We start from the raw sequence: 26,364 nt of genomic DNA on the forward strand, positions 1-26,364 counted from the left end.
ATACTGTATATTATTATAACTGATTTAGTTCGAGTTGAATGGTAAAATCATTAATAGGTATTTAAGATATGACAAATTTTTTGAAGAAATTAAATAAAATTGATAAAGAATTAGATAATAACCTTGTGCATTACCAGGTTTTGGAAGTAAATAGGATAGTAAAGTCCGTTGAAGAGGAAGAAGTACTCAAGCAATCACCAAATAAATTAGGCTTAACTGACTTTGAAATAGCAAATTTAAAGAAGAACAATTCTGAAAAGACCTATGAAATAAACGTTCTTAATAATATGCTTAATAGTCTGCGTCAATATTTATCCTTGAATTATGGCATCTGGTCATTGCCCAATTTAAAAACTGCTGAGCTGATTAAGAATGAATTACAAATTGGATCAGCTCTAGAAATTATGGCAGGAAATGCATTTTGGTCTAAAGCACTAAGTGAAGTAAGAATTAAGACAGTTTCTACAGATTCTCTTGAGTGGGCTAAAACTTCTTCAACAGGGAAAAAACCATTTTATCCAGTTAAAGATTATTCAGCTACTAACGCAATCAAAATTTATAAAAATGTGGATTTGATTTTATGTTCTTGGTCGCCTAATTTTGGTACTGCTGATCTTGAAGTAGTGAAAGCTTGGAAAAAATATAATCCAAAAAGCCACTTGTTGTTTATTGGTGAAGAAATGGGTGCAACAAATTCATCTGAATTTTGGCTAACTGAACACTTTACAAAATCGACAGCAATTAATAAAATAAACAAATCCTTTGTTAGTTATGACTTTATTAATGAAAAGATATATGAGATAGAGAATGAATTATAAGAAGATTGTATTATTTTTTATTATATTTATGTGTTTACTAGGCGTCGGGAGTATGCTCTCAAACGTCCAGTCGCGGGAAGCTGATCAACTTTTAGAAGCTCATGGCTTAAGTAACAATACTCGTTACATTGAAGTTAATCGTAATGAAACAATTAGCGATTTTTTACGTTACTTAGATAAATATAAAAATGCTAATATTCAATTACATCTGGATAATCGCTATGATAATGATCAAGTTTTAGTATGGGCAAATCATAATGTAATTAATTTACCAACCCAAAATGGTCGCTATTTCTCACCTGATGATTTTGAAGGACAGGTTTCTTTTGCTGTATTAGGACCAGAAACCAAAAATGTTCAAATTACAGAAAGCCAAGGAAATCAATACTTAATTTGGAATAATGATTATTATTCTGTAATTGGCGATTTAAAGCATTATCACCAAATGGAACAAAATAAATATTACTTAAGTACTGGAATAGGTCAGCCTACAGCAAAAAACAAATTAAAAGATTACCGAATTGTAATTGATAGTTCAAATAAAGTCATTCATGAGATAGCTAAACATTATCATGTAAAGGTTAACACGCCATCATTTGTTAAGAACCATCAGATTCATCGATTTTCTATTCTTAAAGAGATTGCGATAATATTATTATTTTGGATTGTTATTGTAGTTTGCAATGGACTTCTAGCATTTTTAAATATCCAACAACTCAAAAAAAGTCACCTTAGAGGTCGTTTATCAAAGAATTGGATAATTAATCGTAGTGTGCAATTAATTCTCTTAGAAGGCTTAATATCGGTTGGAGCATATACATTTTTACGTTGGCGCGCTTTCTTTTCAAAACCAGATCATTTGATTGGACTAATTATATTAAGTTTCATTATTATTATGGTTTCATATTTAATCTCAATTGTATATTTATGGAGGAAGTATATAAATAATGCTCAATTTACCAGTTGAATTTAAAGAAAAATATCAAAGATTATTAGGAGATTCGCAAGCTAAAGCGTTCTTTGACGCACTAAATAAAGAAAATAAAAAAGCTTTTCGTATTAATACATTAAAGCCTAATCAAGTTTCATATGATTTAAGTAAAAAAGTTCCTGAAATATCAAATGCTTATTATGGAGAAGTAAATGGACAGGATCCTGAATGGGTAAGCGGCACTGTATACTCTCAAGATCCTTCTGCAATGTTTCCAGCTTTTATAGCCAATGTAAAAGAGGGGGATCATGTATTAGATCTATGTGCTGCTCCTGGTGGAAAAAGTACAGCTTTAGCTGAAAAATTGAATGGTAGTGGCGTTTTAGTTGCTAATGAAATCTCATCTGGCAGGGCTAAAGCTCTAAGAGAAAACATAGAACGTTGGGGCGTTAAAAATGCGGTAATTACTAATGAAAGTCCAGCTAATCTATCTCCTCATTTTACCCAATATTTTGATGAGATTTTAGTAGATGCGCCATGTAGTGGGGAAGGGATGTTTAGAAAAAATCCCGAAGCTATTAAGTATTGGTCTCAAGATTATGTACTGACTTGTCAAGAAAGACAAAAAGAAATTCTAACTGAAGCTGTAAAGATGCTGAAGCCCAATGGACAATTGATTTATTCAACTTGTACCTTTTCTCCAGAAGAAGATGAAGAAATCGTTAGCTGGCTAGTAGAGACCTATAATATGAAAATTGTCCCAATTGAACTGGCCTCTGATAAAATTAGCCATGGTAAAAATGAATGGGGAAGTGTCTCTGGATTAGACCATACTTTACGTTTTTGGCCACAAGATGGACTTGGAGAAGGTCAATTTGCTGCAATTTTACAAATGCCAGATGGAAAAATAGCTAAAGTTAAAAAGCAAAAAATTAAAAAAGGCGATCGCTCTACTCGAAGACTTACAAAAAATGATCAGAAGCTAGTTGAAAAAGTACTAGATAAGTTTAATTTGAACTTTGACTGGACTGCTGCAGTAGTGAGAAATGATCATGTATTTTTACCAGCAATTGATAAAGATTTAAAAGGTCTTAAGATTGTTAATAATGGGTTAGAATTAGGAATCATGAAAAAGAATCGCTTTGAACCAAGCCATCAGTTAGTAGAAGTATTAGGTGAATTACCTCAAGAAGATGTAATAGATTTAGAAAATCAAGACAACTATCTTAGCTATCTGCATGGTGAAACCGTCCGAGTAGACAGCAAAAAATTAAAGGGATTCGTTTTAGTAAGCTTTAAAGGGTTAATTTTCAGTTTTGGTAAAGCAGCTAATGGTACTCTAAAGAATTTTTATCCTAAAGGTTTACGAATCTTGAAAAAATAATAAAACATGCAACTTCTATGTTGCATGTTTTATTTTACATAATTATTTTTACTTAGCTTTATTTATAGCATTTTTAACAGCTTCTTTAATTGCACGTGAAGTAGCAGATGCACCAGAAACAGCATCGACATCAGTAGAATTTCCTTTTTCAATTTCATGCGGAATGATCTTTAAAGCACGCTTACCAAAATCTTCGCTTTCATGATTTTCAACAATGTCGACTTTCTTGATTTTATTATCTTTATAAGTTACGCATACTACTAATTTACCACCAATACCAGAATTAGATTCGCCGAGGTATTGATCTTTAGTCAAAGTTATATTTTTCTCTTCACCTTTAATTAAATCATTAATACCATTCAATGTGTTTGAAACATCTTCAGCAATGTCATCATGATTTAAAGAAACACGATCACCAGCAATCTTCCCCCAAATAAGACATTCTGCTAAATTGTTACCACCTTGATATTGATTAGCACAAATACCGCCTAATTCACCCGCGCTATATAGATGAGGAATGGGCTCTCCATTTGAATTCAAAACACGAGCATATTGATCTCGTTCAGGTCCACCTTGAGTGTTTAAAACATCATTACTCATTTTTATAGCATAGTAGGGACCATCATCAAATGGACGCATAGTTTTTGGATTACGACCATAAGCAAAATCGCAACCATTTTTAGCAAATTTGTCAAATCTTTTTCTAGTTTTCCTTAAAATTTTTGGCTTAACACCGATCTTTTTTGCTAATTTTTTAATTGACTTTGCTTTAACTAAACGATCTTTAAAGTCATTAATTGGCCACCCAGCCTTCTTAATTTCTTTATACTTAGTGTGATCAAAAATAATATAAGGATGAACGCATCTAATAGGGATGCGCCATTCACCATGTTCATAAATATGACCATGACGATTAGTTTCATCTTCTCTAAAGTAGCGCGTCCCATCATCTGCAATCGTAAACAAACTGCCTTTTTCTAAAAGGGGATAAACTACAAACCTACCACGTTTACCTGCAGGTTCTGCAAAAACTAGCCCATGTTGTAAACCTAAAGCTTCATAATTCCACATGTGCCACATTCGAGCACCTACTTCAAGTCCCATCTTTATTCCATCACCTTTGTTATACATTGAGCCTAAAGGGAGTAGGTGATCTGCTCCCAAATAGTTTCTCACCATTTCGCGGTTATTTTCAAAACCACCAGTAGCAAGAACAACACCTTTTCGAGCATGAACTTCAACTTTTTGATGATCACGATCAATTTGAACCCCGATTACTTTTTCATTATCATCTTGAATTAAATGAAGAGCACGAGAATTGAGCCAAACATCAATGTTTTCTGTGCGCTCGAGTACTTTTTGACGCAACAATTTCCAAAGACCGGCGTCAAAGAAAGCCTCGTGAACCATTAACACATCGTAACTATTACTTCCAGGGAACTCCGGATATTCTGGAGACATCCCACCCAAGAAAGGATATTTCTTTCTAATAGAATTATAGGTGACAGGATCACACAAGTACTTTTTAAAGTATTCAATCATATCTTTAAAGCCATCTACATAAGTTTCAGTCATAGAATAAGGTACATTCATTGGATAGGTTAAAGCCTGATAATATTCCATCATTTGTTGCTTCTTAGTGGTATAGCCAACAATTTGTCCAGCATAGCGCGTATTTCCACCTTCATGTCCAAAAGGAGCTGCATCAACTAAAAGTACTTTTTTATTATGATCGGCTGCAAATCGCGCCGCAGTAGCTCCAGCTGCTCCAAATCCTAAAACAATTACGTCATAATCTGCTTGATAATGTGGTTTAATATGCATAAATTAACCTCCAATATATTTGTATTCGCTTACATAAATATTATAGTTCAATTAGTTATTTTCTTTAATTAATATGCTAAACAAAAAAACTTAAGCCGAAGCTTAAGTTTTTATACTAATTGATCAATTATATTTTTAAGTGGAAAGTCATAATACTGCTGGAGCTTGGTAGCATCCCTTAAACTATCTAAACCATAGATAGCAAGCAAATTAGCTAATTCAATTTTCCAATTTTGGATCCGTTCTAAAAGAGCCTTTTCTCCATTTTGCATATATTCTTGTAAGAAAACATTAGCAATTCCCACATATTTTCCTCCAAGAGCTAATCCTTTTAAAACATCAAGCGGATTTCGAACTCCCCCTGAAACAATAAAATTAGCGTTAGCTTTTTTAGCCATTAAAGCAGTTACAACGGTAGGTAAACCAAGATCTTGTAAATAAGAAACATCTCGATGATTACGGCCATTTTCAATTTGAGCAAAGTTTGTTCCACCACTACCAGCTATATCAACCAAATCAAAATGTTCACGTTTTAAAAGCTGAATAGTGCTGTAATCAATACCGAAACCAACTTCTTTAACAATGATGGGAAGATCTAGATTATCTCTAATTTCGCGCATATTATCTAACCAGTGAAAATCTCGTTCACCTTCGGGCATCGCAATCTCCTGAACTGTATTAACATGAATTTGCAAAGCATCAGCTTGGAGTTCATTTGCAATTTTTATAGCATCTTTAAAAGGAGTAAGGGGATTAACGTTCGCAATTAATACTCCATGTGGGTTTTCCTCTCGAGCAATATAAAAACTATCTAATTGATCTTTTTCCTTAACTAAAATGCTGCTTGATCCAAGAGCAAGCGCGATTTTTTGCTTTTCGGAAACAATTCCTAAAGCACGATTAACCTTGCGAGATTTTTTTGATCCTCCAGTCATTGCGTTAATGAAAAAGGGAGCTGAGACGGATTTACCAAACATTTCTGTCTTAATAGTATTCAAATCAGCTTTTTTTTCAGGCAACGCAGGCCGCAATAAGTGCATTTGATCAAAACTGTTTTTCTTTTTTTCATCAAAAAACATCTGGGCTAATGCCAGATGTTCTTCTTTTCTTTCAGATCTAATTGACATAAAAACCTCTATTAACGAGAATATGTAATTTGATGAACACGGAAATTTAAAGGTAAAATTCCATTTTCACGCCATTTATTTTCTAAAGCTTCTACATTAGTGTTTTTATCAGTAATTACTATACCACAGTCACCATTACCAGCACCTGAGGTTTTGGAAGCGCCACCAAAATCTTCCGCAATATTAATCAATTTGGACAAGCGTGGAATTTCAATTGCAATCTGATTAATTTTAGCAAAATGTTGTAATAATTTACGATTTACGCGAATTTGCTTTTGGATAGCTGGAATATCATTATTTTCAAAACCATCTACCATTTTTAAAACACATTCTCTGGATTTAGTTAAGAAAGCTTGATATTCATCATTTAAAGCTGCCTTATTAGCATTAGTTTCATCAACTAAACGAGAAGTAGAAGCAGGTTTTTGACTCCAGCCGATCATTAATTTCATCCCTTCAGGAGGGGTAAGCAATTCAATCTTCAATCCTGGCCAAGCTTCATTCACCACTTCAGACAAACTCTTTTTCTCAAGTTCATCTTCTAACCATTTTTTGTCAAAAGTTTGATAAGCGAGCCAGCCACCATAAACACTAGCTGCGATATCACCAGCAGACCCATTACCTTGAACAGAGTAGTGAGAAATAGCAGACAGTTTATAAACTAACTCATTAGTAAATTTAACCCCATAAAAGCGTAAGATAGCTTTTACGGTAGCAACTGTGACGGCGGCACTTGAACCTAAGCCATACTTTTTTCCGTCGGCTGAATCCAAGTCAGAATTAACGTGTAAATCATAAACGTTCATTTTTATATTTTGCTCAATACAAAAACGCTCAGTAAAAGAAATTGCCGATAAAATGTATTCAAATGGATTATCGCGGTTATCAATAACCATTTTTAATCCTTGACGTACCCAATGAATCGAATCTTGGGAATATTGCTTTGAATGAATTAAGCCGGTACTAGTTTTACTTTTAGTAATTGAAACTCTTACAAATTGATTAACCGCTACTAAAATGGCAGGGCAGTCCTGTTCTAAAACTGCATATTCGCCGGCAATATATAATTTTCCGGGTGCTTTTTCTGTTATCAAAAGATTTTAATCCTCTAATCTAATTAAGCTCTAAATAGTTCAACGATCTAGGTAACTAATACCCGATCCAAAACTTGCAACAACTATATTAACATTATTAAAACTAGTCTCAAAGGCTTTGACGATATTTTTTATATTTCTTAATTGACATAATACTTTTACATTGGGACCAGCATCAATAGTATAATAGCACTCAATTCCTTGCTCGCGCAGATTTTGTACTAATTTAATAGCTTTGATAGTATCAGGTTCAAAGTAAGTAAAGCCTGGAACGGCAGTTGAATTAACAGCATGCATTTCACTAGCATTTAATTCAGCTAAACTTCCTAACTTGGTAAAATCATCAGCATGAATTGCGGATTCCATATCTTTTAATTCTAGATCATTACGATCAATCCACGGTTTAAAGAAAGGGGAAGTTTGAGCCAGCTGCATCCCTTTAGTAGAAGATAACTTTTTAGGTTGAGCATTTAATTCAACTGCAATCAAATGGAGATCCATCTGGGGATGTTCCTCTAAAGCATAAGCATAAGAAGATTCATCACTAGTTCCTTTATTCCAAACGGCAAAACCGCCATAAATTGACCTACTAGCAGATCCAGATCCAAGCCGAGCTAAACGAGAAAGTTCTTTTTTCGAAAGATCCAGTTCATAATAATTGCAAAACGCAGCTGCTAAAGCAGCAAAAGCGGAACTTGAGGAAGCTAGGCCTGCAGCAGTAGGAACATGGTTGATAGAGTTAACGATTAAATTATCGGTGATCCCGTATTTATTCTTCAAAAGTTCTAAATACTTAAAAACTCTATCTTTAGTAGAATTACTTTGAAGCTCTCCATTTAAAATAAATGTATTAGGTCCGTCAGTTTTTTCTAAATAAGTATCTGAATAGAATTTATCTAAGGTCATTGATAAACTTGACATTAAAGGTAGACGTAATTTTGCATCAGCTTTCCCCCAATACTTGATTAGAGCAATATTAGTATGTGCACGTGCAATCTTTTTCATTAAACTTCCTCAATCCAGTAATTAGAGATTAAATCTTTACTTTTGTCAGCAATTTGCTGAGCAATCTCACGATTATCACAAATGGCAATTACAATACCACCTAAACCACCACCTGAAAACTTAAAACCAAGGGCACCATTTGCTAAGGCAATGGTCTTAAGCTGATCTATTTTGTCAGTAGCAAGTCCAAAAGAAGCAAGAATCTCTTCGGCATCATTAAAAATTTTTCCGGCCGTTTTCTTATCTTGCTTTATCCATGCAGCTTTGAAATTATCAGCCAGTTTACCAAGTCTTTCAATCTTTTTATTAGCTTCTACTGATTCGTCAAGTTGGTGACGAACCATAGTTACAGCTTCCTTGGTGTTGCCCAATTCTCCCGTATCCATAATTAAAAGGGTAGCCCCCAATTTTGCCTGTAATTTTTGAGGGCCAATTTCTTTATTAAAAAACACCAAATAATCAGAACTAACGGTTGCTGCATCAAGTCCTGAAGCTTTTCCATGGTTAATCATTTCTGCATGATTAGTAATATCCATAATTTCACTATTGGATAAATTCAGCTTATAATAATTATCCATAGCTTTAACTGTGCCCAAAGCGACAGTGGCACTTGATCCAAATCCACGTTCCATTGGGATTTCACCGGTATAAGTAATTTTAACGTTATCTGTGCTACTTGCTTTATCCATCATTGTCTTGACAACATATTTTAAGCCATCATAATTAGCAGGTGCATCAAATAAAGGTCCGTGGTAATGAGCTGTATTCATATAAACTGGACCGTCAGTTTCTTCAACAGTTGTTTTAATGTGAAGTGCGGTAATTGGCATAGCTAAAGCATCATAACCGTAAACTACAGAATGTTCTCCAATTAAAATAACTTTTCCATGCGCTAAAAAACTACTTTTCATTTTTACCATCCTTAAGTGAGATTTATAAATTAAGTATCCATACCTATGATAAAATTAAAGTAAGGAGTTACGAACAAATGATCAAAATTCTTACAGGTCGGCAAACCGATCCATTACAAGAAAAAATTCTGGAAGAAGCAGTTGAAAACTACCAAAAAAATCCAGAATACGAAACATTCATCATTGTCCCTAATCATATTAAGTTTACCACAGAAGTTAAAGCAATAAGTAAACTTGCTATCAATCAAAATAAATCTGAAGCTTCTGTTAAGAATTTACAGATTCTATCTTTTTCTCGATTAGCTTGGTATTTTTTAAAGGATGCAGAACGTGGTCTGGCTACTACTTTAGATGATGCAGCAAGTGCTATGCTTTTAGAAAAAATTATTAGGCAACATAAGGATGAACTAACCTTATTTAAGCAAACTAATATCAACCCAGGTCTAGTTAAAGATATTTACACTAATATTTTAAAAATCTATGATAGCAACTTAGATTTAGATGACATTGAAGAAGAAAATTTAGATCTTGAAACTAAAAATAAGATTCATGATCTAAAAATTATTTATGAAGCATTTTTAAGTGAAATTGCGGGTAAATTCTCAACAAAGAATGAGGTTCAATTACAACTTAATGAACTTTTAGCTAAAACTGACCTAAGTAAAAAGAGTTTTTACTTTACCGATTTTTCACATTTTTCCTTGCAAGAGCTCTTAACAGTAGAGTTATTATTAAAAAATGTTAGAAATGTTACTTTAGCCTTCAAAACAAAACTTGGAGATCTTAATCCAGACTGTGAGGCAGGGGAATACGATTACGTTATTCAGCAAACAATTAAGCGGATAACTAATTATTTAGATAAACAAAATATTGAATATGAAACTCAAGCTGAAGACCTATCAACAAATCCTTCTGCTAAAGAGCAACTAAACAGTTTTTGGACTGAAGCAGTCCCAAATAACGATAATTTAAATCAAGTTCAATTAGTTAAAGCCGATTCACGCTATGCGGAGGCTTATTTCGTGGCGCACACGATTTACCAACAAGTAGCATTGCGTAATTATCGTTATAACGATTTTTTGATTTTAGCACCAAATTTGCATGAATATGAGACGTATTTAACGCCAATTCTAAAGCAAAACGATATTCCATTTTTCAATGATTTACAAAAAGAAATGAAATATCATCCTTTAGTTATTTTGATTGAAAATATAGCTAATTTACTCAAGCATCCCTACCAAACCACAAATCTTCTTTCTCTTTTAAAAACGCGTCTCTTCATTCCTTCATGGTACCAAGACGAAGCCAGTTACATGCATGATGTTGATGAATTGGAAAACTTTGTTTTAGCCCATGGTATTAATCATACTTTGTGGAAAAAAGATTTCTCTAACTTTGTAGATGCCGATGTAATTAAGCTTGATAAGATGGCAGATGAAATTGCAAAAATTGAAAGACTACGTGAATTTACAATTGATCAAGTAACAAATTTGCTTAATAAAATTCAAAAAGAAAAAGATAGTCAAAAAGCCATTACTGTTTTCTTCAATTTCTTAGTTAATAATGGTGTGGCGCAGCAACTTGAAAATTGGCGTGATAAGGCAAACGAAAAGGGCGATTTACAACAAGCACAACAACCGGAACAAGTATGGAATTTACTAAGTACACTTTTGCATGACTATCTTTTAATTAATCCAGATGAATTTGATGTTAGCGAATTTTTCAATATGTTAATTAGCGGTTTTAGAGAAGCAACATTTTCTCAAATTCCTTCAACTCTGGACGCTGTAAATATTTCTGAAATGGGGATGGTACAAACTAGTGGCTACAAGCAGGTATTTATCATTGGAGCTACAAGCGGAAATCTTCCTTCAATTCAAAAATCACCTAGCTTTTTAAGTAGTGAGAATCTCCTTCAAATAAGACAAGATTTCAATGATGATTCATATTTAGAAGACAGCCAAGAATTAAACAATCTTGATCAAAACTACCAGTTTGGTTTGTCATTAGCTCTAGCTGAAGATCAAATCTATTTGTCTTATCCTGTAATCAATACTTCTAATGAACAACTTGAACCTTCAATTTATTATGAGCGCTTAAAAAAGGCTGGGGCTCCTGAACTTGCTCAGCATGATCTGCCAAGTACCATTCAAGACACTTTATCTTTTATCACTAATCCGCGAGCTAGCTTAGGATACCTATCTTATCTTGAATCTATTCATCCTAGTTCTTTATATAAAGATTTGTTAAATCTTACCAAGGAAAAGGATCCAGAAAGAACCGATGCCGTTATTGATGCGACTGAATTTGATAATCAGCCAGAAGATATTGGCCCAGAGTTAGCGCAAGAATTGTATGGTCAAGATTTAAATTCATCGGTTTCTCAACTTGAAACTTATTATCAAAATTCGTATGAGTACTTCTTAAAATATGGTCTTCGACTAAATAAACGTTTTGAAAGTGAGCTAGATATTATTCAAGCCGGTAATTATTTCCATGAAACTTTTGATCGTTTAGTAAAAGAACTAAATGAAAAGCATTTAGATTTAGCAAATTTAAACGATCTAGAGTTGGAAAAATTATTAGCTTTAGCTAGAGAAAGAATGAGTGAAGAGGGTAGATACGCTCAATTAATGAATGATCCTTTCAACAAGTATTTATTTAAGTGTTTAGATCATACTACTTCAAAGGTTGCCTATAATTGGCGCAGCTCATTGAAGAAGACACCATTTAGGGCCAAATATTCTGAGTTAAGCTTTGGTAATAGTGAAAAATTAAACGGATTGGTCTTTCCCTTACCTGATCTTGAAGGAAAACATCAAGTAAAACTTAGAGGAAAAATCGATCGAGTTGATTTGGCGCCAATTAATAATGAAGAAATCATGGCTCAAGTCATTGACTATAAGTCTTCAAACAAGAACTTCAACTTAGCAAAGTTCTACCATGGTCTATCTCTTCAAATGGTCTCATATTTAGATGTCCTTTATCAAAATCCGCAATTTTTTGCGGGACTAGATAAAATGGCATTATTGGGCGCCTTTTATCAAACTGTTACACGTAAACTTGAACGCTTAAATAAAAAAGAGATTATTACTTCCGCTTTCGATTTAAATGAAACCAAATTAGATGGCAAACCTGAATTAATGTATAACGGCTTAATAAATAATGATCCTGATTTACTTAAAAAAGCTGACCCAATGCTAGAAAATGCCAAAACCAATTCAGATTTGTACAAAAATATAAGGACTATTTCAAGTGGAAAAATTAGTTTTGGACGTTCCAAGACTAACTTTAATGAAGAAGAGTTAGAACTTATTTTAGCTTATGACGAATATCTCATTAAACAGGCCTCAAGTAATATTTTGTCAGGAAGTATTGATCTTAATCCATTTAAGTTCGGAAAAACAGAATCTGCTCTTACTTATTCATTTTATCGGGATGTTTTCTTTTTTGATGCCATGCTTAATAATCAATATCATGAGATTAGCTCTATTGATAAAAAGAAACTTTTAACTCAAATCAAAGAAAAATTAGGAAAGAAGGAATAATATGCCTTTTACTAATGAGCAGCTAAAGGCGATTAATGACCAAAATAAAGATATTTTGGTCTCAGCTTCCGCAGGAAGTGGAAAAACCACAGTATTAGTTCAAAGGGTACTAAAAAAAGTCCTTAATGGAACCGGTGTAGATGAACTTCTAGTCGTCACCTTTACTAAAGCGGCTGCGGAAGAAATGAAAGAGCGAATCAAGCGGGAATTGCGCAAAGAACTGCAAAAAAATCCAAAAAAACGCAATTATTTGAGAAGACAATTGAACTTAGTAGATACTGCGAACATTTCTACTATTGATTCATTTTGCTTAGATGTTATTCGCCGTTTTTACTACACGGTAGATCTTGATCCGAGCTTTAGTATTTTAACTGATGAAACTCAAACAGAAATTCTAAAAGAACGCGCACTTCACGATATTGAAGGAGAATACTTGGAAAATGACAATCAAGATTTTATTTCCTTCTATGATAATTTTGCGGGGGATCGGCATGTAGATTCAGCTCGAGATTTACTCTTAGATCTTTATAATTTTGCGATGGCTAAGCCTAACTATCGTCAGTGGTTGAGAAGTTTAAGTGCGAGCTATGATATTAAGGAAAATATTGTAGATTCAGCCTTATGGCAAAATAATATTAAGCCATATTTACTATCTATTTTGACCTTTTATCAACAAAAAGCTGATCAGCTTTTAAATTCTGATTCAATCGAAACTAAAGAATTACAAAAAATCAGAAGTTGGCTTTTGAATTGTAAAGAAAGTTTAGATCGTTTGATTAAAGCAATTAAGGATGATGAATCCTACAATATTTTAAGAACTTTAATCAAAGCTTTTTCCTTTAATACCATTTTTCAAAAAGGAAAAAATTGGGATGAAGATTTAGTGGCACTTAAAGAAGAAGCTGCTAGTTTTAAATCTAATTTCAAAGAACAAATAATGAAACTATATGCAGCTTTCTTTGTAGTTGAAGAATCTGAGCAAATTGCGGAAATGAAAAAAGGCTACGAGTTGATGAAGGTCATTAGTAATGTCGAAATATCTCTAATCGATCATTTTAATGAATTAAAACGCGACGAGAATATGATTGATTATAATGATATGGAGCAACTTGCTTATCAAATTCTAAATCAGGATACTTCTAATTCTCATTTAGCTAGAGAATTTTATCAGAACAAATTCAAAGAGATCTTAATTGATGAGTATCAAGATATAAATGCACTTCAAGAAAGTATTATCCAATCTCTTAAAAATACGAATAACCATATTTTTATGGTCGGGGATGTAAAGCAGTCCATCTATGGTTTTAGACAAGCTGAGCCAAGTCTGTTTCTAGAAAAATATAATGATTTTGGTAATAAAGCTAATCCTGATAAGGAACGAATTTTACTTTCTGATAACTTTCGATCAACTAAACCTGTCACTAAAACTGTTAATCAAATCTTTAATACGATTATGACTAAGGACTTTGGCGGAATTGACTACCAAGAGGAAGCACAATTAATTTTTGGAGCAAGTTATTATCCTAACTCTTTAGCAAAAAGTAGCGAAATTATTTACCATAAAAGTGAAAAATACAACACTCAAGAAGATTTTGATGATGATTATTCAGAAATAAACATGGTCATCGATCGTATTAATCAATTTAAAAAAGAAAATCTTCAAGTTTATGATCCTAAATTAGGACAAACTCGACCACTTAAATATAGTGATATTGCTATCTTAACTAGAAGTAAAACTAGTAATTTAGATATTATGCAATCTTTTGCTAAAAATGGCATCCCTCTCTATGTGACAGATGCAGATAATTACTTCCAAACTTTTGAATTAACAGTAATTATGAACTACCTAAAGATTATTGATAATCCTGATCAAGATATTCCTTTAGTAACCGTTCTCAGGTCTCCACTATTTAATTTTAAAGAAACTGATTTAGCTAAAATAAGAATTAATAGCAAAAATAGCAGTTTTTATAATGCCTTGTCTTCTTATGTCACTCATCAAGACGAATTAAGCCAACGTGTGAAAAACTTTTTAAATCAATTGGAAGAGTTGCGGGAAATTGCTACTAATAGTAGAATTTCAGAGTTAATTTGGAGTATTTATGAAAAAACAAATTTACTTGAAATTATGACGTCACTTCCAAATGGAGAACAAAGACGAGTTAATCTAGAAGCTTTATATGAAAGAGCAAACTCGTACGAAAGTGCTGGTTTTAAAGGTTTGTATCAGTTCATTAATTTTATTGAGCGAATTAGAAGAAGTCAAAAAGACTTAGCTCAGCCACTTCTTACCAAAGAAGCTGGAAATGCCGTTAATTTAATGACGATTCACCATTCAAAGGGACTTGAATTTCCAATTGTATTCTATTTAGGTGCGCAACGTAAATATCAAATGCAAGATTTAAGTCGTAAATACATCATTAATTCCGATGATGTAGGATTAACCATTCGGGAGCCAAAATATTTTATTGATACTTTAATTAAATCTGTTGGTAACTTGGAAAAACAGAGTCAATTACTAGAAGAAGAAGTGCGAATCTTATACGTGGCTTTAACTCGTGCAAAACAAAAGTTAATTATTGTAGCTGATATTGATAATTTTGATAAAAAGGTCTCAGGATGGAGTAATAATCTCGATTCATCTCATCACTTACCTTTAAATCTTAAGCTTAATAGTCAAAGTTCATTAGAGTTCATGGGACCGGCACTTGATTTTGATCAACACCTGAGTCAAAAAATTTCTGAAATTACTCATGCAATTGATGAAAAAGGTGACATGCTTTATATTGAACACAAAGATGAGGATACAGTAGAAATTAAGCAACCAGAAAAAGCAGAAGAGTCAGTGCAATCTGATTTATTATTAAATACAACTAAGAAGCTATATAACTTCAATTACTCTTTTAAAGATGCTAGTCGTACAACTGCTTATCAAGCTGTTTCCGAAATTAAACGAGCATTTAATGATCCAGTAGAAACTGAATTGGAAAATTCTCGTATTCTGCCATCAACCAATCGTTACTTGCAACCGATTGATACTAAACCCAACTTTTTATTTGATACTAAATTTACTGGTGCAGAAATTGGAACTGCGACTCACTTAATTTTGCAATATTATGATTATGCGGGATCTCGCGATGAACAACAGCTAGATAACGAGATCGAAGAACTAATTTTAAGAAAGAAACTCAATCCAGATATTGTTCCTAGCTTGCATAAAGATCAAATTGAATGGTTTACTCATAGTGATTTTGTTCAAAAGTTTATTGAACATCCCCAAAATCTAAAACGAGAAGTTGATTTTTCTAGTCTAATTTCAGCCAGTCAACTTTTTGAAAACTTTAGCGATCCAAATGCGAAGATCTTAGTTCATGGTACAATTGATGGTTATTATATAGATAAAGATGGCATTATTTTATTTGATTACAAGACAGATCACATTGATAAACGCCATCTTGATTTAGCAATTGACAAAATTAAACAAAAGTATACAGGACAACTTCGCCTATATGAACAAGCTTTAAATAGTTTCAGTAATCAAAAAGTTAAAAATAAATATTTAATTTTGCTTGACGCCAAAAAAGTAGTAGAAGTTAAATAGAATATAGTAAAAAAGAAAGGAGGCTAATAAGATGAGTCATATTTTTAAAAATAATACATTTGCAGTCGTTGACTTAGAAACGACCGGAACCAGTCGTAGCGATAACAATCATATTATTCAGTTTGGCTGCGCGATTGTGAAGAACATGGAAGTTGTTAAAACTTATTCTTTTATGATTAACCCTCATCGAGAAATACCTCTTTCTGTCCAAAACTTGACAGGAATCAGTAATGATGATGTTGCCAATGAGAAAGATTTTTCATATTATGCTCCTAAAATTATTGAAATCTTGAAGGATACGGTTTTTGTAGCCCATAATGTAGAATTTGATTTTCCATTTTTAAATTATGAGCTCATGCAGCATGGCTATGAATCTTTAACAAATAAAGCAATTGATACGGTAGAATTAACCAAAATTGCATTTCCAACATTGCCATCGTATAAGTTAAGTGACTTAACTAGTCGATTAAAAATTAAGCATCTCAATCCTCACAAAGCTGATTCAGATGCTTATGGAACAGCGGTTTTATTAATTGATGATATTAAAAGATTAGAGCAACTTCCCCAAGCCACCTTAAATACTTTGAGTTCTCTTTCGCATGGATTAGTTCGAGATACTTCTTGGATTTTTACAGAGATTGCAGATACTTTACGAAAAACAAAACGCCCACTACCTAAGGAATACATGCAAGTACGTAATATTATTTTGCAAAAACAAACTCATAATGTAGTAAGTAATGGAGAAGATCACAAATTTCCAATTGAAAATACTGCTAAACGTAGACTTTTTAAAGGAAAAATCAATTATCGAAAAGCTCAAGTGGAATTAATCGATCATATTCATGATTTTGTGATAAACCCTAATGAGCGGGCAATGCTAGTAGAATCTCCAAATGGGACAGGTAAAACTTTTTCTTATTTATTCAGCTATGCTTACCAACTGTATTCAAGCCGAAAACTGGTGATTTCTACACCAACTAAAGTCCTCCAAGATCAAATCTTGACCCGAGAAATACCTCAAATGCTTAAAATCACTAATTTGGATCTAACAGCAGAAGTAGTTAAGGCAAGTAGTCATTATTTAGACCTGGATGGCTTTGTACAGAGTCTTTTTCAATCAAGTCCAAATAAGCCTACATTAGTCTTGCAAATGCAAATTTTGGTATGGTCAACTCAAACTAAAACTGGTGATTTGGATGAATTACAATTAACTAATTATAAGGCTCCTTTATTCAGTCAAATTCAACATCCAGGGGATGCACGAGTAGGTAGCAATTTTGCAGAAGTGGATTTTTGGAACCTAGCTCGTCAAAAGCAAGAACAAGCAGATATTCTCGTAACAAATCATTCTTATTTGGCTAACCACTATAACGATAGTATCTGGGGACAAAATCCTTATCTAGTTATTGATGAAGCTCATCGATTTGCGGATAATGTTACTACTTCTCGCAATAATGCTTTACATTTTGAATCACTGTGGGGGGTACTAAGTCATTTAAGAAATTTGCTCTATTATAAAGATGATAGTGTGAAAGAGATTGCAAATAATGATGTTCAGCTTAATTTTTTATTGAAAAATCTAGATCCGGACATTTTAGAGTTAATTCAGGTTATTAATAGATTGCAGCAAGCTTTATATAAACAAAAGGAATTTGCAACGGGTGAAAATTATTTACCAAATGGTAGTTTGCAACTTAGTTTTGAAGGAGCTAATTTATTCCCTAAAAATGGCGCATTTATTACTAGTCTAGAGGAATTTGAAAGAAAATTAGAACAAGTTCGTCAAAATACTAATCAGCTACTATTTCAACTGTATAATTCCCAGAATCTAGCAGCAACTGATGAATTACTCAGCGATCTTACTGATCAGATTGATCGTTTAGACTATTATATGGAAAAATGTTATCAATTAGCTGATATTATTTCTGATGAAAATAAATTGATGGATGAAGGATTTGTACTGATCATTACTAATCCTGATGATCCATTGAGTACTAATCTAAGTTGGCTAAAATTAGATATCAGTCATGAACTTAAGCAAATTTATCAACGTTTTGATCATATTTTGTTTATTAGTGCTACTTTAACTAGTGATCATAACTTTGACTTTACAATTAACCAATTATCTCTCTCTGATCTGCATCCCCAAACCTACATTGGTAATAGTACGTTTGATATTAAAAAGCACCTCGAAGTGCTCAGTGTTAAAGACATGCCGAGTGTAGATGAAGAAGCTCATGATAAGATGTTAGAGAGCATTTTATTAAACGATATTTCAACCAAAAGTCATGTTTTAGTATTAATGACCAACCTAGATAAAATTCATGATGTATTCTTAAACATTATGAATGCTTCAGAGCTTAAAGATTTTGAAATTCTAGCCCAAGGATTATCGGGATCGAATAATCGGATTGCAAAAAGATTTGCAATTGCTAAAAAGGCCATTATACTAGGAGCTGATAGTTTTTGGGAGGGTATCGATTTTCATAATTGTGGAATTGATACAGTGATCATTTCTAAAATTCCATTTGAATCCCCAGATCAGCCTGAAGTACGATTAAGACAAAGAAAACTAGAAAATAAAGGGATAAATGTTTTTGAAAAAGATACCCTTCCTCGAGCTATTATTAAGTTTAGACAAGGAATGGGAAGACTAATTCGAGGAGAAAATGATCACGGACAATTTGTTGTTTTAGATTCCAGACTTTGGACTAAAAATTATGGATCGGCATTTTTAAGTACTATTCCAGTAAAAGTTGAGAAATTTAATCTAAAGGAATTACATAAGAAACTAGAAAATTATGATCAGAGACGACACAAGACAGACCATTAAATTTGTTATTTGGGTAATTGGTATTATAATTGCTATTTATATTGCTAGTGTAGCTATCTTTTATGGTGCTGGTTCTCAATCACGTAATAATGATCGTGAAATTACCAAACTAGCAAATCAGAAGACTCCTATTAGAAATATTGATACATATTATCATTTAGATAGAGGAGTAAGTAGCTATTCTCTTAAAGGTACCAGTAGCAAAGGACAATCATATTATTTTATTTATCTTCCTAAGTCTAAAAGGGCTTACTTGATGCCTGAGAAAAAGGGCGTCAGTGAAAATAAAATTCGCAGTGAATTTGAAAGATTACATTCAAATCAGAAAATTTCAGAGGTTAATTTAGGTTGGTATAAAGGTAAAGCTGTTTGGGAAGTGACTTCTCAAAACAAAAATAATGATTATAGTTATACTTTATATGAATTTAAAACCGGAAATGAAATATCTGAAGTCGCTAATTTATAGAATCTTTGGTATGATTAGTTAAGTAAATTGATGAAGGTGGATAGGAAAATTATGACAGAATTAATTTCAATCAAAGATAGTTCCAAACATGTCGATGAAGAAGTAAAAATGCATGTTTGGCTAACAGATAAACGTTCAAGTGGTAAAATTATTTTCTTGCAATTACGTGATGGAACCGCATTTTTCCAAGGGGTAGTTCGTAAAAATGACGTTTCCGATGAAGTATTTAAGCAAGCAAAATCATTACACCAAGAAGCAAGCTTTTATATTACAGGTACAGTTCATGAAGACCAACGTTCAAAGTTTGGTTACGAAATTCAAATTACTGATTTAAAAGTTGTATCTAATAATGAAGACTACCCAATTGGTAACAAGGAACACGGTGTTGATTTCCTTCTTGATCACCGTCATTTATGGTTAAGAAGTCGTCGTCCTTTTGCAATTATGCAAATTAGAAACACCATGTTTAAAGCAACTGTTGATTTCTTCGAAAAGGAAGGTTTCATCAAGTTTGATGCGCCTATTTTTATGCATTCAGCTCCAGAAGGTACTACCCAATTATTCCATGTAGACTACTTCAAGAATGATGCCTACTTATCACAATCAGGTCAACTTTACGGTGAAGCTGGTGCTATGGCTTACGGCAAGATCTTTACTTTTGGTCCAACATTTAGAGCAGAAGAATCAAAAGGTCGCCGTCACATGACTGAATTCTGGATGATGGAACCAGAAATGGCATGGATGCACCAAGATGAATCATTAGACCTTCAAGAAAGATATTTGGCATACATGGTTAAGCAAGTTCTTGAAAACAACGAATATGAACTTAAACTTTTAGGTAGAGATCCTGAAGAACTTCGTCCAACTACTGAAGGTAACTTCACTCGTCTTTCATACGACGATGCAATTAAAATGCTTCAAGAAGCTGGTAGAGATATTAAGTGGGGCGACGATTTTGGTGCTCCAGATGAAGGCTACATTTCAGAACAATATGATCGTCCAGTCTTTATTATGAATTATCCAACTTCTATTAAGCCATTCTACATGAAGAAGAATCCTGACAATCCTAAGGAATATTTGTGTGCAGACGTGATTGCTCCAGAAGGATATGGTGAAATCTTCGGTGGATCAGAACGTGAAGGTAACTATGAAGTTTTGAAGCAACAAATTGAAGATGCAGGTCTTAACTTAGAAGACTACCAATGGTATCTTGACTTACGTAAATTTGGTGGTGTACCTCACTCTGGATTTGGTATGGGATTTGAACGTACTATTGCTTGGATTTGTAAGCTTGATCATATCCGTGAAGCTATCCCATTCCCAAGATTAATCAACAGAATGCAACCTTAATTGTTTTCTAAAACATGAATATATAAAAAAGTTGGACTAGACAATAGTTCAACTTTTTTTAAAGGGGTTTTTAGCGTGAATTACAATAATTATCGTGAATTAGGTTTTACAACTTTGCCTAATGGCTTAATCGCTTATTATTCTCAGCTGCAAATTAGCGATGCACAATTAATCCTTATCATCCAATTGGAGGCGTTCAGCCAAAGAGGGGAATTCTTTCCTTCTAATGAAAAACTTGCAGCTAATACTAATCTTTCTGTTAGGGATGTAGGAACTTTAATCCAACAATTAATTGATCAAAATTTACTAACCCTTGAACAAGTAACAGATACTTCCGGAAAAATTGGAAATAGATATAATTTGAGACCGCTATATAATAAACTTGAGGAATATTTAGACCAACATATTTTAATTAAACATAAGCATGATTCTACTGATATAACTGATAATTTGAACAATAGCCCAATTAATCAGCTTACGCGGCGATTTGAGATTGAATTTGGAAGATACTTAAGCCCAATTGAAAAGCAAGAACTTGCTTCATGGATTAATATTGATCACTATTCCCCTAAAATGATTGAATTAGCCTTAAGAGAAGCTGTATTATCCCAGGTTTATAGTTTAAAGTATATAGATAGAATACTTTTAAATTGGCAAAATCATAATTTAAGAACAGAAGAGGATATTGAAAATTTCTTAAGAAGAGGGCGTTAAAATGAGTGATAAACTGCTAAGCGATGAAGAAGCCTTAGATATACTAAATCGAATCGATCAACTATATCCAAATGCTAAAGGGGAATTAAATTGGGATAATCATTTTCATCTCCTATGTGCGGTTTTAATGAGTGCACAAACAACTGATAAAATGGTAAATCGTGTAATGCCCAAATTTATGCAGGATTTTCCAACTGCCGAATCTTTAGCAAATACCAGTATTGAGCGTATTGAAGCAGATATTCGTCAAATTGGACTCTATCATTCTAAAGCAAAACATTTAAAAGAATCAGCTCAAATTTTAGTTGAAAAATATGGCGGCAACATCCCTAAAAGTAAAAAAGAATTAATGGAGCTTCCAGGAGTAGGAGAAAAGACAGCTAATGTAGTTTTAGCTGAAGGATTCGGCGTTCCTGCAATTGCTGTCGATACTCACGTATCAAGAATTTCTAAAAAATTCCATATCGTAAATCAAAAAGCCACGCCACACGAAGTTGAAAAACGTTTAGAATCTCTATTGCCTGAAGATAGATGGATCAAAACTCATCATGCAATGATCCTTTTTGGAAGATATACAATGCCATCTCGAGCTAAAAATGATCCATATTCTTATTTACCACCTAAAAAGTAAAATCTATAAAGAAAAAGCATCTGAATAAATTCAGATGCTTTTTTATTAATCTTCATTTTGATTATCTTCTTCTGAACGACTTGATTGTGTAGTACGAGAAGAACTAGAGCTTGCCACAGCTGAAGATTGTCTTGCTGAACTTGAAGAGGAAGAACTTGTAGCAATTCGACTTTGAGTAGAACTTGATTGGCGTAATGAACCGTTATTGTCGCGAGTTCTCATAGTTTCACGACTTGCAGTTACATTAGCAGTTTGATTATTAGTATCTGCTTCTTCATCTTCTTCATCATAATTTGCGGAATTATCACTTACACCACTTGGTGCATGTCCACGAACAAATAATTGCCAGCTTGAGGAACGGTTGCTTGTAGCTACCTCTGGAGGATTAGAATTATTTACAATACGTGCTCTAATCACTGAATTTGGTTTTTGCCAATCAACGTTTTCTTTATCTTGCATTAAATAGGACATCATGCTTCGATACATTAATTGCGCTGATTGCTGACCAATTCCAGAAATTGTTCCATCTTTCAAATTGTCATATCCCGTCCAAACACCCATTACATAGCTCTTGGTATAACCAACAAACCAAGAATCTTTTGGAGTTGAATTATAAGCCGGATATTTTACTAAATCTTCATTAGAATATTTAACTGTACCTGTTTTACCAGCTTGATATAAACCATCAATTTTTGCTCGAGTACCGGAACCCGACTTAATTACATCCTTAAGCATATCGGTAATCATATAAGCAGTAGACTTCTTCATTACACGAACACCAGGAGAGTCATAATTTCTAGATAAACCATCTGGAGTTTCAATCTTTGAAACAAATTGTGGCTTATGGTAAACACCCATTGTAGCAAAGGCTCCATATGCGCCAGCCATTTGTAAACTAGATGCATTGGCACCAATAGCAACTGATAATCCAGAATTTGCAGGAACATCAATACCCATTCTTCTGGCAAAAAGAGAAGCACGGCCTACACCAACTTTAGCCAAAGTTTTAACGGCTGGTACATTTCGTGATTGCTCTAGGGCCTTACGCATAGTCATCATACCATCATACTTGTTATCCCAATCATACAATTGAATATTGGTTCCTGGATAAACATATTTACTATCATCAAGCATTTTAGCAGTAGACCAATTTAAGTATTGGATAGCCGGTGCATAATCCAATACTGGCTTAATAGAGGACCCTGTTGAACGACCAGTTTGAACAGCACGGTCTAATCCTAATTGAACTGAGGGAAGATGACGACCACCCAAAATCGCTACAACATGACCAGTATTTGGATCAACCACTGTAGCACCAATTTGCATTTTATCATTAGTAAAAGGTACCGAACCATTATTGGCTAATTCATAGAGTTTGTTTTGAGCATCTTGATCGATATTCACAGTAATCTTTAAATTGTCATTATATGGATCAAAGCCCTTCTTTTTAACTTCTGAGATAACTTCTTTAATGTATGGGTCATCGATCTGTCTAATTTTAGACTCATTATTGGAGTGAGGAGGACGTAAGCCATGTTTAATGCTCTCATTAACCGCTTGATTATATTGAGCCTTAGTAATCTTTTGATTTTCAAGCATTGTTTTTAACACAATATCTCTACGATATTTAGCTTGTTGTGGATATAAATAAGGATCATAGGCTACTGGCGCATTTGGCATTCCAGCAATTAAAGCAGTTTGTGCTAAATCCAACTTATTAAGTGGCTTATTGTAGTAGTAATTAGCGGCGGTCCCCATCCCATAATTACCATAATTCATATAAACCTTGTTAATATAAAATTCTAAGATTTGATCTTTGCTAAACTCCCGTTGAACTCTCATTGCAAGCCATGCTTCTTGAGCCTTTCTTTTAAGAGTTCTTTGAGAAGTAGCAGTTGAAAAGACTGTTAATTTAACTAATTGTTGGGTAATTGTCGATCCACCTGCAGCAATACTATTACTTTTAGCATTAGTAAGCATTGAACCTACAATTCTAATTGGATCAACACCGATTTTATCTTTGTAGAAACGTTTATCTTCTACAGAAACAATTGCATCTTTTAATTGTTGCGGAATTTTATCATTTTTAACATAAATTCTTTTTTCTGACCCCAATGATAATAAGAACTTACCATCATTAGTGTACAAGCTTGAGGTACCGCCACTTTGCAATTGATTTTGACTGATATTAGGAGCATCCTTTGCATAATAAGCAAATAATCCAATTCCAGATACAACTACTAAAAGTAAAATCAAGAAAAACCATTTGATGATTTTTACCCATAATCGACTACTCCTTCGTCGATTATGATAGTCTCTGCGCGATTCACGCTTCATATTTCGATTCGGATCTAAATTATTCTCTGCCATTTTTCATTTCCCTATCTGCAATAAAATGATCAACTGCCTCAAGATATGGAAGAGTAGGGCGAAAGCCGCTACAAATTTCATAAGAATTATCTTCTATTTCTTTTAGCGTCATTGAACTTTTATTATTTTTTTGCCACGCTGAAATCACAAAACTTGCTGGTGTAACAAAATAACGCTGCAAGCTTGTGAATTCAATAATAGTAAAACAAATTCCTTTTTGTTTCAAACATGCATTTAAATGAAAAATTTGATGTTCATGAAAGTTTTTTAACGGAAAATTTGTTTTATTTTTTGTTTCCTTAGCTTCAAAATCAAGATAATATCCTTTATAAACGCCATTATAGTCAGTAGTGGAAGCTTGTCTAAAATACGCTTCCCTAATGACCGCTTTAGATCGCTTAGGATAGTCTACCTTTACAATTTGGACGGGTGTTGGTTTTTTATGAACTACCGCCATTTCTTCTTCAAGGTAATACTTATTCGACTCATTGATTTGTTGCTCAAGTGTCATACCTCTATCAGAAAAGTTTACACCTTTTTTGTGAGTATAAGACTTTCTAATTTTACGTTTATTCGGTTTTCTAAATGCAGCCATACTGCCGCTTGGATATTTGACCATCAACTTCACTCCTGGTAGCATTATAACAATAATGATATATTTTTTGAAATAAAGGAAAGGGGGCTAAAAGGGATGCATAGACTTTGGATTAGCGGATATCGAAGTTATGAATTAAATGTTTTTGGTGATAAGGATCCTAAAATTGCAGTAATCAAGTATGCACTAAAAAATTATTTAGTCAATCTACTTGAGGAAGGTCAATTAGATTGGATAATTACTGGAGCAAACCTAGGAGTGGAACAATGGAGTGCGGAAGTCGGAATTGAACTTCGAAATCAATATCCAGTACATGTTTCAATCCTAACACCCTATGCAAATTTTGCAGATCGTTGGAATGAAAGTAACCAAAGCAAGTTCTATAATTTAAAAGAAAGTGTTGATTTTTTTGCTTCAACTTCCAATTCTTCTTATCAATCGCCAGATCAACTTAGAAATTATCAAGCTTTTTTACTTAGTCACACTGATCGTGCTATGCTCGTTTATGATAGCGAACATCCCGGAAAGCCCAAATTTGATTATAAGTTAATCAGAAAATATCAAGAAACTAAAGATTATCCTTTAGATTTAATTGATTTTTACGATTTACAGGATGTAGCTGAAGAATATCAAGAAAATCACCGCCGAGATGATTTTTAGTAATTTACAAAAGTAAAGGTTTTACTAAAGTGGTATTTTTAGTTTTACCCATGCTTTGTTTTTGCTAAAATATAGGTTGGATGTAAAGGAGTTGTCAGACCAAATGGCAAATTTAAATGATGTTAAGCTATCTGCACAAGATATTTTAAAAAAACAATTTAGAAGTAAAGTAAAGGGATATGATCCTGATGAAGTAGATGCCTACTTGGATCAAGTTATTTCTGATTATGAAACCTTCCATCAAATTATTGAAGATCTTTATGGACAAATTGGTACTTTGCAGCGTCAATTAATGGATGCTAAAAAACAAGGTGCTACGGCAGCAACTGAAACTGAAGAAGTTAAAACTTATACGCCAACTAAACGCAGAAAGCCTGTTTTTAATACTGAAGATGAAAATCAAGGCGAAATTTCTACTAATATGGCAATTATTCAAAGAATTTCAACACTTGAACGTAAAGTATATAATCTAAAACAACATGTTTATGGATTACAAAAGTGA

Annotated in this window: 19 protein-coding genes; 12 read left to right on the forward strand and 7 right to left on the reverse strand. The window is 33.3% G+C overall.

From position 1 onward, the window contains the following. Positions 1 to 68: 68 nt before the first annotated feature. From KBW87_RS04015 to KBW87_RS04025, 3 genes are read left to right on the forward strand one after another with little or no spacing between them, the layout of a single operon-like run. The gene (locus KBW87_RS04015; protein ID WP_057811110.1) at positions 69 to 818 is read left to right on the forward strand and encodes a hypothetical protein; all 750 of its coding nucleotides are present in this window, start codon (positions 69 to 71) and stop codon (positions 816 to 818) included. Continuing rightward, positions 808 to 1,785 carry a hypothetical protein gene (locus KBW87_RS04020; RefSeq protein ID WP_057811112.1) on the forward strand — a complete coding sequence of 326 codons (978 nt, stop codon included), beginning with the start codon at positions 808 to 810 and terminating at the stop codon, positions 1,783 to 1,785. Before KBW87_RS04015 ends, KBW87_RS04020 begins: the two co-directional genes overlap by 11 nt. Next, positions 1,766 to 3,133, forward strand: a complete 1,368-nt coding sequence (locus tag KBW87_RS04025) for an RsmB/NOP family class I SAM-dependent RNA methyltransferase (protein ID WP_057811113.1) — start codon at positions 1,766 to 1,768, stop codon at positions 3,131 to 3,133. The genes KBW87_RS04020 and KBW87_RS04025 overlap by 20 nt, the downstream gene beginning before the upstream one ends. Before the next feature lie 48 nt (positions 3,134 to 3,181). On the opposite strand, the gene KBW87_RS04030 is transcribed toward KBW87_RS04025, so the two are convergent. The 5 genes from KBW87_RS04030 to mvk all read right to left on the reverse strand — a co-directional run bounded on the left by KBW87_RS04030 (position 3,182) and on the right by mvk (position 9,094). Continuing rightward, complete coding sequence (locus tag KBW87_RS04030) at positions 3,182 to 4,957, reverse strand: FAD-binding protein (protein ID WP_057811115.1); 1,776 nt, start codon at positions 4,955 to 4,957, stop codon at positions 3,182 to 3,184. A 110-nt stretch (positions 4,958 to 5,067) separates the two neighbouring features. Further along, the gene (gene fni, locus KBW87_RS04035; protein ID WP_057811116.1) at positions 5,068 to 6,084 is read right to left on the reverse strand and encodes a type 2 isopentenyl-diphosphate Delta-isomerase; all 1,017 of its coding nucleotides are present in this window, start codon (positions 6,082 to 6,084) and stop codon (positions 5,068 to 5,070) included. A gap of 11 nt (positions 6,085 to 6,095) precedes the next feature. Continuing rightward, positions 6,096 to 7,178, reverse strand: a complete 1,083-nt coding sequence (locus tag KBW87_RS04040) for a phosphomevalonate kinase (protein WP_057811119.1) — start codon at positions 7,176 to 7,178, stop codon at positions 6,096 to 6,098. A gap of 39 nt (positions 7,179 to 7,217) precedes the next feature. Then, positions 7,218 to 8,183: a diphosphomevalonate decarboxylase gene (gene mvaD / locus KBW87_RS04045; RefSeq protein WP_057811125.1), complete on the reverse strand. Its 966-nt coding sequence runs from the start codon at positions 8,181 to 8,183 to the stop codon at positions 7,218 to 7,220. Beyond that, a complete protein-coding gene (gene mvk / locus KBW87_RS04050) occupies positions 8,183 to 9,094 on the reverse strand; it encodes a mevalonate kinase (protein WP_057811127.1) in 912 nt (303 codons plus the stop codon). Before mvk ends, mvaD begins: the two co-directional genes overlap by 1 nt. Before the next feature lie 77 nt (positions 9,095 to 9,171). Between mvk and KBW87_RS04055 the strand changes: the two genes are divergently transcribed. From KBW87_RS04055 to nth, 7 genes are all read left to right on the forward strand, one after another. Beyond that, entirely contained in the window at positions 9,172 to 12,642 is a 3,471-nt protein-coding gene (locus KBW87_RS04055; protein WP_057811129.1) for a PD-(D/E)XK nuclease family protein, read from the forward strand. A 1-nt stretch (position 12,643) separates the two neighbouring features. After that, positions 12,644 to 16,243, forward strand: a complete 3,600-nt coding sequence (addA, locus tag KBW87_RS04060; protein ID WP_057811131.1) for a helicase-exonuclease AddAB subunit AddA — start codon at positions 12,644 to 12,646, stop codon at positions 16,241 to 16,243. Between the two features lie 31 nt (positions 16,244 to 16,274). Next, positions 16,275 to 19,076, forward strand: a complete 2,802-nt coding sequence (locus KBW87_RS04065; RefSeq protein WP_057811133.1) for a helicase C-terminal domain-containing protein — start codon at positions 16,275 to 16,277, stop codon at positions 19,074 to 19,076. Continuing rightward, entirely contained in the window at positions 19,045 to 19,542 is a 498-nt protein-coding gene (locus KBW87_RS04070; protein ID WP_057811135.1) for a hypothetical protein, read from the forward strand. The genes KBW87_RS04065 and KBW87_RS04070 overlap by 32 nt, the downstream gene beginning before the upstream one ends. A 51-nt stretch (positions 19,543 to 19,593) precedes the next feature. Continuing rightward, the gene (gene asnS / locus KBW87_RS04075; RefSeq protein WP_004042561.1) at positions 19,594 to 20,892 is read left to right on the forward strand and encodes an asparagine--tRNA ligase; all 1,299 of its coding nucleotides are present in this window, start codon (positions 19,594 to 19,596) and stop codon (positions 20,890 to 20,892) included. Positions 20,893 to 20,967: 75 nt separating this feature from the next. Continuing rightward, the gene (locus tag KBW87_RS04080; RefSeq protein WP_057811138.1) at positions 20,968 to 21,606 is read left to right on the forward strand and encodes a DnaD domain protein; all 639 of its coding nucleotides are present in this window, start codon (positions 20,968 to 20,970) and stop codon (positions 21,604 to 21,606) included. Between the two features lies 1 nt (position 21,607). Next, entirely contained in the window at positions 21,608 to 22,237 is a 630-nt protein-coding gene (gene nth / locus KBW87_RS04085; RefSeq protein WP_057811140.1) for an endonuclease III, read from the forward strand. Between the two features lie 45 nt (positions 22,238 to 22,282). On the opposite strand, the gene KBW87_RS04090 is transcribed toward nth, so the two are convergent. Together KBW87_RS04090 and recU are read right to left on the reverse strand one after the other, a co-directional pair. Further along, positions 22,283 to 24,607 carry a PBP1A family penicillin-binding protein gene (locus KBW87_RS04090; protein WP_057811142.1) on the reverse strand — a complete coding sequence of 775 codons (2,325 nt, stop codon included), beginning with the start codon at positions 24,605 to 24,607 and terminating at the stop codon, positions 22,283 to 22,285. After that, a complete protein-coding gene (gene recU, locus KBW87_RS04095) occupies positions 24,594 to 25,226 on the reverse strand; it encodes a Holliday junction resolvase RecU (RefSeq protein ID WP_057811144.1) in 633 nt (210 codons plus the stop codon). Before recU ends, KBW87_RS04090 begins: the two co-directional genes overlap by 14 nt. Positions 25,227 to 25,298: 72 nt before the next feature. On the opposite strand from recU, the gene KBW87_RS04100 reads away from it, so the two are divergent. Continuing rightward, a complete protein-coding gene (locus KBW87_RS04100) occupies positions 25,299 to 25,862 on the forward strand; it encodes an SLOG family protein (RefSeq protein ID WP_057811146.1) in 564 nt (187 codons plus the stop codon). A gap of 103 nt (positions 25,863 to 25,965) precedes the next feature. Then, the gene (locus KBW87_RS04105; RefSeq protein WP_057811148.1) at positions 25,966 to 26,364 is read left to right on the forward strand and encodes a cell division regulator GpsB; all 399 of its coding nucleotides are present in this window, start codon (positions 25,966 to 25,968) and stop codon (positions 26,362 to 26,364) included.

This window comes from Lactobacillus intestinalis (assembly GCF_024397795.1).
GTDB classification, from domain to species: domain Bacteria; phylum Bacillota; class Bacilli; order Lactobacillales; family Lactobacillaceae; genus Lactobacillus; species Lactobacillus intestinalis.

Coding starts and splice junctions, on each gene's coding strand:
- addA (WP_057811131.1), top strand. CDS start 12,644: ATGCCTTTTACTAATGAGCAGCTAAAGGCGATTAATGACCAAAATAAA.
- KBW87_RS04070 (WP_057811135.1), top strand. CDS start 19,045: ATGATCAGAGACGACACAAGACAGACCATTAAATTTGTTATTTGGGTA.
- KBW87_RS04055 (WP_057811129.1), top strand. CDS start 9,172: ATGATCAAAATTCTTACAGGTCGGCAAACCGATCCATTACAAGAAAAA.
- KBW87_RS04100 (WP_057811146.1), top strand. CDS start 25,299: ATGCATAGACTTTGGATTAGCGGATATCGAAGTTATGAATTAAATGTT.
- KBW87_RS04105 (WP_057811148.1), top strand. CDS start 25,966: ATGGCAAATTTAAATGATGTTAAGCTATCTGCACAAGATATTTTAAAA.
- mvk (WP_057811127.1), bottom strand. CDS start 9,094: ATGAAAAGTAGTTTTTTAGCGCATGGAAAAGTTATTTTAATTGGAGAA.
- recU (WP_057811144.1), bottom strand. CDS start 25,226: ATGGTCAAATATCCAAGCGGCAGTATGGCTGCATTTAGAAAACCGAAT.
- asnS (WP_004042561.1), top strand. CDS start 19,594: ATGACAGAATTAATTTCAATCAAAGATAGTTCCAAACATGTCGATGAA.
- mvaD (WP_057811125.1), bottom strand. CDS start 8,183: ATGAAAAAGATTGCACGTGCACATACTAATATTGCTCTAATCAAGTAT.
- nth (WP_057811140.1), top strand. CDS start 21,608: ATGAGTGATAAACTGCTAAGCGATGAAGAAGCCTTAGATATACTAAAT.
- fni (WP_057811116.1), bottom strand. CDS start 6,084: ATGTCAATTAGATCTGAAAGAAAAGAAGAACATCTGGCATTAGCCCAG.
- KBW87_RS04065 (WP_057811133.1), top strand. CDS start 16,275: ATGAGTCATATTTTTAAAAATAATACATTTGCAGTCGTTGACTTAGAA.
- KBW87_RS04030 (WP_057811115.1), bottom strand. CDS start 4,957: ATGCATATTAAACCACATTATCAAGCAGATTATGACGTAATTGTTTTA.
- KBW87_RS04025 (WP_057811113.1), top strand. CDS start 1,766: ATGCTCAATTTACCAGTTGAATTTAAAGAAAAATATCAAAGATTATTA.
- KBW87_RS04015 (WP_057811110.1), top strand. CDS start 69: ATGACAAATTTTTTGAAGAAATTAAATAAAATTGATAAAGAATTAGAT.
- KBW87_RS04090 (WP_057811142.1), bottom strand. CDS start 24,607: ATGGCAGAGAATAATTTAGATCCGAATCGAAATATGAAGCGTGAATCG.
- KBW87_RS04020 (WP_057811112.1), top strand. CDS start 808: ATGAATTATAAGAAGATTGTATTATTTTTTATTATATTTATGTGTTTA.